Source organism: Candidatus Poribacteria bacterium (assembly GCA_009839745.1).
In the GTDB taxonomy this organism is placed as follows: domain Bacteria; phylum Poribacteria; class WGA-4E; order WGA-4E; family WGA-3G; genus WGA-3G.
Map to the genome: position 1 here is coordinate 40,110 of VXPE01000075.1, position 12,255 is coordinate 52,364.

Below are 12,255 nucleotides of genomic sequence, written 5' to 3' on the forward strand. Positions count from 1 at the left end.
TGTGAAGTTGTGTTTTACAAACAGTTATTTAGCACAAGTCGTTATACTATCTTTTGTATAGACGAAGGAGAATTCTCAATATTATTGTTTGACTAACGCACCGAGAAAAAGAAGTGAAGAAATAAAAGGAGTGAAATGCGGCTGATTCTTTTCATGCTTTGCAGTATCCTACTGCTATCCGGATGCGGTTCGGATGAAACACCAGCACCAATGGAACAGATGCCAAACTACTTTCCCGATGGCATTGGAAGTAGATGGATTTACAAAAATTCCGATGGATACCAATGGACACGAGAAGTGAGTGGCAAGGCGAATATTGAGGGAAAAGACTATCGGATCTTCAAGGACACATCGCCACTTGCGGGAACCGCCCTGGATTTCCTGAATTCTACATACTATCGGGTTACACCCAACGCTGTTATTTTCACGGTCAGTCAACAGGTAACCGACTACCTTCAAACAGAACTACCGAAAGCCGTGCAGGACGAATTCGCGGGTTTGGAATTGACCGTTGCAGTAGAGCCGTTCGCGCATCCTGAACTTGTTTTTTTACAGATACCCTTGGTTCCCAATTTCCAGTGGGACGCACTTAACATAAAGGTCAGCGGAAACATCATTTTGCAAAATCTTGTGCTGCTCCAAATACCTTTTGAGGCACATATACGTGTCAAAGCGGAAATCGTTGCTGAAAGTCCACTGGAAACGCCTGCTGGGAACTTTGAGAAAACATATCGGATAGAATACCAGACCGAAATCACACACACCCTCTTTTCGGCAGATGAGACGATTCAAGGGAAGCAGACGATATGGTTTATACCGCATGTAGGTGTTGTCAAAATCGAAGACGAAGATGGTGTAACAGAACTGGCTGAATATACCTTAACTTGAACAACGATCCAAGAGTAAAGGCTCCGGAGTATGTTTACTACTTTACAGACTACGGCACACGGAGTGTGCCTGCTACTTTAAAAATGAAAATTGTTATCTTAAGCGACAAGAAACCGGGACATTACAAGCAATCCTTAGGCATTGTTGAAAGAATGCCTGAATGCCGAACGGTATGGCTTGAGATACAATTTCGGCGCAAATGGCGTGATAATCTCCTGCGCGTTTTTATGTGTCTGTTCGGAGGTGTCCCGCTTCCCATATCCCTTATCCATGGGCTCTTGCGGTGGAGTCTTATCCCTGAATCTTACGACGCGCTGGTCCAACACCAAACCGCTGATATTATCCTCTCAACAGGCTCATCTGTGGCGGCGGTGAACCTACTCCTCGGTAAAATCCTCCGTGCTATGACGGTTACGTGTCGCAGACCCTCACCGGTAGGCACCCGATATTTCGATCTCGCAATCCTGCCGATGATCTCTTGGCACCACGTCTCGCGCAAGGACAATATTTGCCGAACCATCGGCGTGCCAAACCCAATTTCACCAGAATCGCTGGATACCAAACGGAAACAATTGGAAGGTGAGCTGAACCTATCAGACTGTCCACGTATTGGTGTCCTGCTCGGTGGGACGGATCGGCATGAAACGATCGCGAGAGACGATGCCGAACGACTCAGCGAGATTTGCAAGGTGACCGCAGAGACGATGAACGCTCAAATATTGGTGACGACCTCCCGCCGAACGCCTCCTGATGTAACGGAACACTTGGTATCAACCGTAAAACATGCCGACTGGTGCCCATTCTTTATTACGCCTGATACGTCTTCAGAGCTTGAAGACCCGTACCAAGCCATTCTCGCCTTAAGCGATCTGCTTATCGCCACCGCGGATAGTTTCTCAATGGTGTGTGAGGCGGCGAGCAGCGGACGCAAAGTTATCGTTCTCATGCTGTCAGAAGAAAAGACGCGACTGCCGAAGCGACATGAAGTCTATCGGTATATGGAAGAACATTCCATTGTGAGTCGTCGCAGACTCGACGGCTTAGAAACGCACATCGCCAATGCTCTCGCTTCTGAGATGTCGAACAAGTCTCTCCAAGATACAGATATAGCGGTGGGAGCGATTCGCCAATTGGTGGCGAATCGCAGTTCCATTTAATTCGTCTCTGCTGTAGCCTCCTTGGAGGCGGGTGCATAGTATCCGGACCCGAAGAGGTAACCGTCGTGCTGAATCGCCCATAGGTGTTTCTGCTCATCTTGACCTGTTTCGGGATTGGGCCACAAATACTCGGTCCAGAGACCTATTCCAGTCGTTTTGGCGATATTCGCGCCGAGAGGCGACCCATCAAGCCCCATGACATCCTTAAGGTCTGTGCCTACCAAGTCTGGCATTGGTGCGTGTGCGACGAAGATATCATTTTCATCGGTGATGGACACATACCACTGCCCATCGATATTTGCTGGATCGTTGTAGTAAGTGGCCGTAGCTTCGAGTCCTGAAAATTCATAACGGGCAATCGCCGCCAGCACAACAGCATGCGTAAATGCCGCTGGATCGTCTTTCGAAACCACTGGGAGTGTTGCGGGATCTGGAGCCCACGGTTCGTAATACCCAGCAGCAAAGAGATACCCATCGTGTCGGATTGACCACGTGCGCTTCTGTTCTAATGTGTTGGTTTCGGGATTGGGCCACAGGTATTCAGTCCAACGTCCTTCTTCTGTCGCCATAGCGATCTCCGCGCCGATAAGTGTGCCATCAATTCCAGGAATCTGTGTTATATCGCTACCGAGGAATTCAGATGCCACGGGATGCGCGAGATAGATATTGTTTTCATCTGTAATAAACACATACCACTGTCCATCAATACTTGCAGGACTGTTGTGATAGGCTATCATCACCTCGCGACCCTCTGTCTTGTAGAGATCGACCGCACCTTGAACCAATGCCATCGCAAACGCCTCTGGATCGTCCATTGTAGACATATCAGTCGGTGTGACGGCATCCATCATCGGTTTCGCCATAGATCTCTCACAACCCGTGAGGCAGACTGCGGCAAGTCCGATGAGCAGTAATATTAAAAGAAAATTTCTCAATTTTTGACTCCTTTTTAGTCAATTTTAAAAGTTGATTTCCGTTAATTGTATACAGTCATCACCCGATTGTCAAATCTACTATTTTTTTTCTTGTAATTTTTCCGCGAATAGTGTATATTCTGTAGAAAGTTCACAAACACTATAGGAGAGAAAGTCATGAGATATATTATGCGAATTTTTCTGCTTTTGCTCATCCTCGGAATCATCTTTGTTGGGTGTTACTTGAAGTTGGATTCCAAAGCGAAAACGGAGCGATATACTGGTCCCCAAACTGTTGACGCACTCATGGAGGCGTTCGATGATAGATATAGTTCTCATGAGAAAAAGGCTCCTGCGAAAGCACTTTATGACGGTAAACGCTACATTGCGTTCGCGTTGGCAGATATGGACACCAAGTATCCACGTGAAGAATGGCTTCAGCTGCTCCTCAATAGCGGTATAACGATAGAGAATTTCAAAACCTATAGTGAATACCTTGATATACGCGCAGATTTAATCTTGGAAGAATTTTACACTGGAAATGAGTGTGAAACTGTTAAAGCGAGTTATATTGAGAGCCTACGCCAAGAGTATCAATATCAGCATCAATTCATCACTGAAGCGAATCGAGTCAAGCCGGAAATGGAAGAGTGGATTGTGATAGGTGAAAACGCGCTGCCCCAAGTTCCGGGAAGAATCTACGTCCAGAAAACGGAATCAACCGCGAATATCTGGCACACAACACGTGCTGGGGCGAATTCGGAGACTGGAGAGGTTTGCTCGGTTAACGGATCGGAACTTTCCGAAAGACAGAGATTAAACCTCTTGAACACCGGGACAGTTCCAAAAGGCTGGGAAGTCGTCTATGTAGATGGAAATGGAAACCCCGTCCGCTAACACACGTGATTTAACTGCAAGGAAAATTAAAAAATGTCTAACCCATTAGCGATTTCAGGCGGCACCCCTGTGCGAAATACAGAAAGCGAGCCGTGGTCTTCATGGCCGCTTACCACGACTGAAGAGTGGGAGTCGAAAGTTGAGCCGTTGCTCCGCGAAGTGTACCTGAGTGCGAATGAAGGCTCCGGTGGCACGATGATTGAGCGTTTGGATGAACAATATGCCCAGTATTCTGGCACGAACTACGCCCTCTTTATGCCGCATGGGACCGATTCAATCAGTGCCGCTTTAGCGGGTGCGCTGGATCTCGATGGGTTTAGCGATGGTGGCGAGGTTATCGTGCCGAATTATACCTTCGTCGCAACCGCAAGCGCAGTGTTAGAACGCCGATGCACTGTGGTGTTCGTAGACATTTCACCGGAGACCTTCACGATTGATCCGAAAGCGGTGGAGGCGGCTATTGGTCCGCAAACGCGGGCGATTCTGCCTGTCCATCTCGGAGGGCACCCAGCAGATATGGGAGCTTTACGGGAAATTGCCCAACGCCATAACCTCGCGATTATTGAGGACTGTGCACAGGCGCACGGGGCAGAGTATCAGACGAAAAAGGTTGGATCCCTCAGCGATGTCGGGGCTTTTAGTTTCCAAGCCTCAAAAAATCTGACTTCCGGTGAAGGCGGTATGGTTACGACAAACGATAAGGATATTCACGATCGGGTCTGTGCCTTCATGAATGTCGGACGCGCACCCGGGGGCGCACGCTGGGAATACCCGAGACTCGGATGGAACTACCGTCCCTCAGAGTATCTCGCTGCAATATTACTCGTCCGGTTGGAACTGTTAGAGTCACAAACCGATCGCCGCAATCGAAACGCAACCTATCTCTCCAACGCTTTAAAAGCGATTGAGGGTATCACACCCCCGAAGCTTGCCCCGTGGGTTACCAAACACGGGTATCACCTCTACTGCTTGAAATATGATCCCCAAGGATTTGGCGGTAAATCGCGACAGGAATTTGTGAACGCGCTGTCCGCCGAGGGCATCCCGTGCTCTATCGGCTACCGCTCTCCGCTTTCGGAAGAACCCGGAATGGCACACGTCGCGAAGAAATACCCGCACCTCATCCGATCATTGCCGTGTCCAAACGCAGCATCCGTCTGTGAGCAGAGCGTATGGCTTTTCCAGAATCTCTTCCTCAGTTCAGAAACGGATATGGATCAGATTGTGGAAGCTATTGCCAAAATTCATCAGACATGGCGTTAACCTTTCCCTATCACCAAAATTCATCAGACATAGCACTCGTTTTTTCCCTTATGACCTTCTATAGGAGCGGAAAAACTGGACGGGTCTTCAAACGCAGTCGCGAATTAACCTGAAACCTGCCCGAAACGAAGTGGAGAGCAGCCCAGAGGCACATAAATTAAAGAGATGCAATCACGAGTTAACAAACCGCTCCTTGTTTACGATAACGCTTGTGACTTTTGCCGATATTGGGTTGCGCAGTGGCAACACGTTACTGCGGACAGTATCGACTATGCACCCTACCAAGATGTAGCGACACAATTCCCAGGGATACCCCTTTCAGCGTTTGAGAATTCAGTCCAGTTAATACTTCAGGATGGAACCGTTTTAAGTGGGGCAGCAGCTGTCCTACGCGCCTTGAACAACGGTCTGTTGCTCTGGTGTTACTACCGTTTACCCGGCTTCGCGGGCGTATCTGAAGGAATCTACCGTTTCGTTGCCCAGCATCGTCCGTTTTTCTCCGCGATGACGCGATGGTTGTGGGGGACACATACCGAGAGAACAGTGTTTTGTCTTTCGAGATGGCTGTTCCTACGCGGACTCGGTTGTATCTACCTCATCGCTTTTTTGTCCTTGTGGGTTCAGATTCACGGACTCGTTGGGAGCAATGGGATTTTGCCCGCAGCACAGTATCTGGAGGCTGTCCGTGAGCAAATCGGAACAGAAGGCTACTACCTCGTTCCGACCCTGTTCTGGCTGAACGCCTCGGATGTCTGCCTCAATCTCTTGTGTGCTGGTGGTGTGCTCCTGTCATTCGTCTTAATCGCCGGCTTTGTTCCGTCATTCGCCTTAATCGGTCTGTGGACGTTTTATCTGTCGCTTGTGTCAGTGGGACAAGTTTTTCTGAGTTTCCAGTGGGATGTCTTGCTCTTAGAGGCGGGCTTTCTGGCAATCTTCTTTGCTCCGTTGCAACTACGGGAAAGGTTTACACGTGCGTTGCAACCCTCAACAGCGTTTTTATGGCTTTTCCGTTGGCTCCTCTTCCGATTGATGTTTGCCTCTGGGTTCGTTAAACTCGCCAGTGACGAGGTATGGCGAAACCTTACGGCTCTGAATTTTCATTATGAAACACAACCGTTGCCGACATGGTTGGGATGGTATGTGCATCAGTTGCCGGAAGCGTTCCAGAAAGCGTCAGTCATCGGTATGTTCGCGACGGAATTGGTTGTCCCGTTTCTGATTTTCGCGCCGCGACGTTTACGCACCCTTGGGTGTATCGGATTAGTCGGTCTGCAAGTGCTAATCATCTTAACTGGAAACTACTGTTTTTTCAATCTGTTGACAATTGCGCTATGTCTCCTGCTGATTGACGATGCGACGTGGAAAGGGCTGCTCCCAAGACGATTGATGCCGACTATCCGCTTCGTCGAACAGCCGCTTCACCGATATGGACGTGCTGGTATAGCGATCGTCGCAACACTTCTCTTTCTGCTGAGCGGTATCCGCTTCGGTGGGCAGCTTTTCAGAGAGATAAGGTTTCCAGATGTCGCCTGGATCACACCGTTTCGGAGTGTGAATACCTACGGACTCTTTGCAGACATGACGGAATCGCGTCCAGAAATTATCGTTGAAGGTAGCAACGATCGTATCGAATGGAAGACTTACCCGTTTCGGTGGAAACCCGGAGATCTGGCAACTGCACCAAAATGGGTCGCCCCGCATCAACCGCGCCTCGATTGGCAGATGTGGTTTGCTGCCTTACAAGGCAGTTATCAAAGGACACCGTGGTTCCTCAATTTCATGGGAGCATTACTACAAGGCAAGCCTGAGGTGCTACAATTGTTGAGAGAGGATCCGTTCCCGGATAAACCCCCGCGCTATATCCGGGCAACCCTTTACGAGTATCGCTTTACGGATCTCGCAACAAAACGTTCGGAAGGCACGTGGTGGCACCGCGAATGGAAAAGAATTTATTGTCCCGCAATTTCGCTCCGTTAGAACAACTTTCGGTAGCCTGCAACAATACGCAGAGGCACCTGAAAGTCCTAACGTCCCTGACCGAACCGCAAGGAATAATTAAAATATGCCGAGTCAATTATCAGCCGTCGATAAAGAGGTGTTCGTTAAACCTAAACGCGTAGCCCGTAAGCATAGCGGAGGGCGGATCTACGTAAAAGCACTTCAGTTATCAAAGTTACCTGACCGAACCGCAAGGAATAATTAAAGTATGCCGAGTCAATTTTTAACCGTCGCGTTGGAAGCGTCGAAAAACGCTGAAGAAATCATCACCGCTTACTACACCGGAGATGCCATGAAAGTGGAAATGAAAGCTGATGAGACCCCGGTGACGCTCGCCGATAGAGGGGCGGAAAAAATTATCCGAGAAACCATCAAACAGACATTTCCCGACCACGGATTCTTAGGTGAAGAATATGGGATCGAAAAAGGGGATTCCCCTTATGTCTGGATCATCGACCCGATTGATGCCACAAAGAATTATATCCGAAAAATCCCAATCTTCGGCACACAGATTGCCTTGATGAAAGGCGAAGAACTTATCCTTGGTGTTTCTAACGCCCCACTTTTAGATGAACTTCTCTACGCGGAAGTAGGGGGCGGAGCTTTCTTGAACGGCGAACCGATAACCGTGTCCAGCGTGACGCAACCCGAAGACGCGATGGTATGCCACGGTGGCCTGAAGTGGTTCGTAGAAAAAGGCACTTTCCCCGGCATCTACGATTTTATCAACGATGCCGCTCGCACGAGAGGGTTCGGTGATTTCTACATGTATCATCTCGTGGCGTCTGGAAGAGCCGATGCCGTCGTTGAAGCGGCGATCAGTATTTGGGACATCGCGGCGATTACTGTTATCGTAAGGGAAGCAGGTGGAAAAGTGACAGATATACAAGGACAAGCCATCACGACAGATACGAATTCGCTCGTAGCAACGAACGGGATCTTGCATAGCACTGTATTAGACTACTTTAAAGATGCCTAATCGCAGACTTTGATAAATCCACACCTTCAACTGTCAATACGCGGTTCGGTGATGTCTCGTCAAATCAATTTCCGCTACACAAAGTAGGATGCACTTTTTTACGATTACCAAAACCGAACGCCGGTTCGTCTACGTGATTTAACTTGAATATCCCAAGGAGATGTGCTATACTACATATAAGCCTTATAGAGGCGATATGTTTGTGGGAAGGAGAAATAATATAAAATGCACCTTGACTTTCAAAACGTGCTGGATCTGTCTTATGTGGTTGATGAAAAGAGTCCATGCGAGCTGCCGATTGATCCCGCCAAAATTTATGACCAAGCGACGCTGGAAAAGGATGGCTACTTTGAAAGCCGTGTCGATACATCCGGACACTACTCTACGCACATGGATGCCCCCTGCTTAATGTACCCGGGTGGCGCAACTATCGCCGAAATCCCAAAAGAGAAACTGACGGGACACGCGGTGTTGATAGACTTCTCCGCGATTAAGAAACCGAATGACGCTGTGATCGCAGAGGATGTTAAAGCGTGGATAGCCGAAAATGGTGATATACCAGAAGGCAGCATCGTCTTTATGCGGACAGGGATGGATAGATTCGTCTATCAGGACAATTTCAACCGGGAGTGGATCGGCTTCAGTGAAGATGCCGCCGAATTCCTTGTAGAAAAAGGCATTAAGGTCATCGGAACAGATGCATGTAGTATCGACTCGGTGGCAGGACATCCACCCTTGCACGACGGTTTACCGCCAGCGCATCTCGTTTTCCTTGGTGCGGGGATCCCGCATGTTGAGGATTTGTGCAATTTAAGCCAATTGCCGACGCATTTCTATGTCGTGATTGCTCCGCTAAAGTTGGCGCGCAGTTCTGGGGCACCCACGCGAGTCTTTGCCTTCGTATAGGTTTTCTAACTATGTGCTTCCGGGCTACCCTCCATTACATTACGGGTAGGTTTGCAGTGAATTCATACCCCGTTCAGGATAGCTAAGGTCCCTTCTAATGCCCTTGGATGCCATTCGCAAGTGAAGGAGGTAACCTGATACCGTAGTTAAAATAACAGAAAAATGATACCCAACATTCCTGAACCGATCTTGGATCTGTTACATGAAATTGGTGAAGTAGGTGGAAAGGGAACTTACCTCGTGGGTGGATTCGTCCGGGATCTCCTGCTCAAACGACCAAGTCTCGATATCGACATCGTTGTAGAAGGCGATGCGATCCGAGTTGCGAACACGATGTGTGAACGGTGGAACGGCACGCTGGAAACACACCCTCAATTTGGCACTGCAACCGTCACGCCTGTCGATGTTAACCTTCCTAAAGTGGATTTCGTTACCGCCCGTCGTGAAACTTATCAAGGGGCAGGGACGTTACCTACAGTATCACGAGGGACCCTCAGGGACGATTTACGAAGACGCGACTTTTCAATTAATGCCTTGGCAATGTGCTTAGACACACATACTTTTGGTGAGATCGTTGATAAAACCGGGGGTTTGGATGACCTCAAGACCCGGACAATTCGCGTCCTACATAAGCACAGTTTCACAGATGATCCGACGCGCATCTTTCGCGCTTTTCGATATGCCGGACGCTACGGATTTTCTATTCCTGAAACCGATATCGTTCTGATGCGGGAGGCACTCCCAGTCTTAGCACAACTCAGTGGTGAACGGATACGCAATGAGATTGAGAGAATACTGAGTGAAAAGAACGCACCGGAGATTGTTACACATCTTGCCCGGCTCGACGTATGGAAAACTATCTCTCAGGGATGGAATATACCGACGAGGTTTGCATGTGATTTTAAGAAAGCGGAACAAGCAACAAACTGGGTATCAACGTCCCTTAAAGACGAAGAGTTTCAGCCTGAACGGGTGCGCTGGATGGCATTTTTGGGAACCCGCACGCCGATATATCAGATCGAGGCACTCAGTTTCAGATTGGTATTGGAACATCAACTTCAACGCCTCATCAGCCGGGTCCAAGCCTCGCAACAGCAAGTTTCGCTTGAAAAGGTGACACACGATGCCTTTGCGAAACTCGGAATCTCATTATCGGATGATGCCTCCATTAACCCACAAAGTGGGAGATGGCGGATTGTCGATCCAAAGAACATGGCAACTTACGTATGTGGAGATGGAAATCTTTATCGGGTAGAAACACCGCTCACCGCTTACAAACAGTTGGAACAAACACTTGCGCCGTTGCAAGAGACAGTGAGACCGAGCGAGATTTATCAATCGCTAAAGTCTTATCCGATTGAGGCATTAGCACTCGGCTATGTGGATACGACCTTGCCGAAGTGGAAACGCGAAAAAATAAAAGACTACCTTTTTGTTCTGCGGAAGATAGAACCGTTTATCACAGGAAAAGACTTGATAGCGTTTGGCGAAAAACCGAGCCAGGCTTTTGAAACCCGACTTTGGAAATTGTTTGCGGCACAATTGGACGGAGAGATTACCAAGAAAGAGGAGGCTTATGCCCGATTGCGGACCTTTGTATAGCAAGATTTGGCTTACAAAGCGGCGGCAAATAAACGATGCCTAATTTCGACCCTTATGAAGCAATCCTTGTGGTTACACAGTTCATTATTCTGTTAACCTTTCATGAATGGGGACACGCCAAATCAGCGAACATGTTAGGGGATCCGACAGCGCGCGACCTTGGACGGATGTCGTTGAATCCGGGCGTACACATTGACATTATCGGCACATTGATACTTCCGTTGCTCGGCACGCTTTTTGGGGGCGGTTTCTTCGGTTGGGCAAAACCGGTGCCGGTCAACCCGTTCAACCTGAAAAATCCGAGAAGGGACATGATGCTTATCGCCGCTGCAGGTCCCTTCATGAATATTGTCCTCACTTTTGGAATTTTGGGAGTGATTCGGCTATTACTTGAATTTACCGCTTTTGATCCGGCGGGATCTCCACTTCATGCTGAGATTAACAGGCAATTAATTCGGACTGCCCTGATTAGTGTGTTTCTTGCAGCGTTTAACATGCTCCCACTTTTTCCGTTAGACGGTTTTAGTGTTGTGAGAGGTTTGCTCCCCGCAAGGACAGCGCACCAATTCGAGAAACTCAGTCCGTATGGAATGCCGATTCTGATGTGTCTCATCTTTCTACCGGGTATCTTCGGTATACCGAACTATGTGTTCGGGTTCTTGAGCAATATCAGTTTTGAAACCCTAAATCTGATTGCGAAAATTGTCGGTATTCGTTAGTCCGAAACGCGCAGCCTGCAACATCGGCGCAGGCGGATATACGGAGAGGCATATAAAAGTTCAAACCGACCTCACCGAACCGCAAGGTAAAATTAAAAGATGCTAACTGAAACAACGCCAACGCCCGCCTCTACAGCCCCAATATACTCCCTGAAGTTAGAAGGTTTCGAGGGACCGCTCGATCTGCTCCTCCATCTGATTCAGAAGGAGGAGATGGATATTTACGATATTCAGATTGCGCATATCACGGATCGGTACTTGGAATATGTGAATCTAATGGAGCAGTTAGATTTAGATGTGGCATCCGAATTTTTGGTGATGGCGGCAACACTTCTGCACATTAAATCGCAAAGTATCCTCCCACAACTCTCACCGGATGCTGAATACACCATCGGTGATCAAGAGCAACTCGTTAAGCAGCTCTTGGAGTACAAACAGTTCAAAGAGGCTGCCGAAGTTTTGGCGGTTTATGCCGAACGTCAGACATTAATCTACAGCAGAAATCCTAAAATACACGAAGATTTAGAGGGAGCGCGTTCGTTTGAAATCAAGGCGACGTTGTTCGATCTCCTTACCGCTTTTAAGGGGGTGAATGATCGAGCCGCAGAGATAGAAGTTGAAGAAACTTATGAAACGGTTGAAGAGGAAACAATAACCGTTGAAGATAAAATCGCTTTTATTGATAGGCAGTTGGAAACTGAAAACCAATTGCTCTTTGATGACCTGTTTCCCGTGACCTCGACCAAGACGGATCGAATTGTAACATTCCTCGCCATTTTAGAACTCATTCGGATAGGAAAAATCGTCACTGTTCAAACCGACCATTTCGAGAGTATTTATATCGTTAAGCAGGAGCAAGAGGCGGATGATCGAGAGATTCCGCCACCTCCAACCGTTGAAAACACTCGTTCAGAAGAACGAAACAATTAGGA

The 12,255-nt window shown here is 48.2% G+C and carries 11 protein-coding genes; 10 read left to right on the forward strand and 1 reads right to left on the reverse strand.

Going from position 1 to position 12,255, the window contains the following annotated elements; all coding sequences use genetic code 11:
• Positions 1-135: 135 nt before the first annotated feature.
• Together F4X88_12385 and F4X88_12390 are read left to right on the forward strand one after the other, a co-directional pair.
• On the forward strand, positions 136-888 hold the full coding sequence (locus tag F4X88_12385; protein ID MYA57088.1) for a hypothetical protein: 753 nt from the start codon (positions 136-138) through the stop codon (positions 886-888).
• Positions 885-2,045 carry a hypothetical protein gene (locus tag F4X88_12390; GenBank protein MYA57089.1) on the forward strand — a complete coding sequence of 387 codons (1,161 nt, stop codon included), beginning with the start codon at positions 885-887 and terminating at the stop codon, positions 2,043-2,045. The genes F4X88_12385 and F4X88_12390 overlap by 4 nt, the downstream gene beginning before the upstream one ends.
• Here the strand turns inward: F4X88_12390 and F4X88_12395 are convergent.
• Positions 2,042-2,980: a hypothetical protein gene (locus tag F4X88_12395; protein ID MYA57090.1), complete on the reverse strand. Its 939-nt coding sequence runs from the start codon at positions 2,978-2,980 to the stop codon at positions 2,042-2,044. The two genes, F4X88_12390 and F4X88_12395, sit on opposite strands and share 4 nt — an antisense overlap.
• Positions 2,981-3,136: 156 nt before the next feature.
• Between F4X88_12395 and F4X88_12400 the strand changes: the two genes are divergently transcribed.
• The 8 genes from F4X88_12400 to F4X88_12435 all read left to right on the forward strand — a co-directional run bounded on the left by F4X88_12400 (position 3,137) and on the right by F4X88_12435 (position 12,253).
• Positions 3,137-3,856, forward strand: coding sequence for a hypothetical protein (locus F4X88_12400; GenBank protein MYA57091.1), 720 nt, complete (start codon positions 3,137-3,139; stop codon positions 3,854-3,856).
• Between the two features lie 33 nt (positions 3,857-3,889).
• On the forward strand, positions 3,890-5,119 hold the full coding sequence (locus F4X88_12405; protein MYA57092.1) for a DegT/DnrJ/EryC1/StrS family aminotransferase: 1,230 nt from the start codon (positions 3,890-3,892) through the stop codon (positions 5,117-5,119).
• Positions 5,120-5,284: 165 nt separating this feature from the next.
• On the forward strand, positions 5,285-7,096 hold the full coding sequence (locus F4X88_12410; protein ID MYA57093.1) for a DUF393 domain-containing protein: 1,812 nt from the start codon (positions 5,285-5,287) through the stop codon (positions 7,094-7,096).
• A gap of 229 nt (positions 7,097-7,325) precedes the next feature.
• A complete protein-coding gene (locus F4X88_12415; protein MYA57094.1) occupies positions 7,326-8,096 on the forward strand; it encodes an inositol-phosphate phosphatase in 771 nt (256 codons plus the stop codon).
• Between the two features lie 225 nt (positions 8,097-8,321).
• Positions 8,322-9,002, forward strand: coding sequence for a cyclase family protein (locus tag F4X88_12420; protein MYA57095.1), 681 nt, complete (start codon positions 8,322-8,324; stop codon positions 9,000-9,002).
• A 162-nt stretch (positions 9,003-9,164) separates the two neighbouring features.
• Entirely contained in the window at positions 9,165-10,604 is a 1,440-nt protein-coding gene (locus F4X88_12425; protein ID MYA57096.1) for a CCA tRNA nucleotidyltransferase, read from the forward strand.
• Between the two features lie 35 nt (positions 10,605-10,639).
• Positions 10,640-11,323, forward strand: coding sequence for a site-2 protease family protein (locus F4X88_12430; GenBank protein MYA57097.1), 684 nt, complete (start codon positions 10,640-10,642; stop codon positions 11,321-11,323).
• Positions 11,324-11,422: 99 nt separating this feature from the next.
• The gene (locus F4X88_12435; protein MYA57098.1) at positions 11,423-12,253 is read left to right on the forward strand and encodes a hypothetical protein; all 831 of its coding nucleotides are present in this window, start codon (positions 11,423-11,425) and stop codon (positions 12,251-12,253) included.
• Positions 12,254-12,255: the final 2 nt, after the last annotated feature.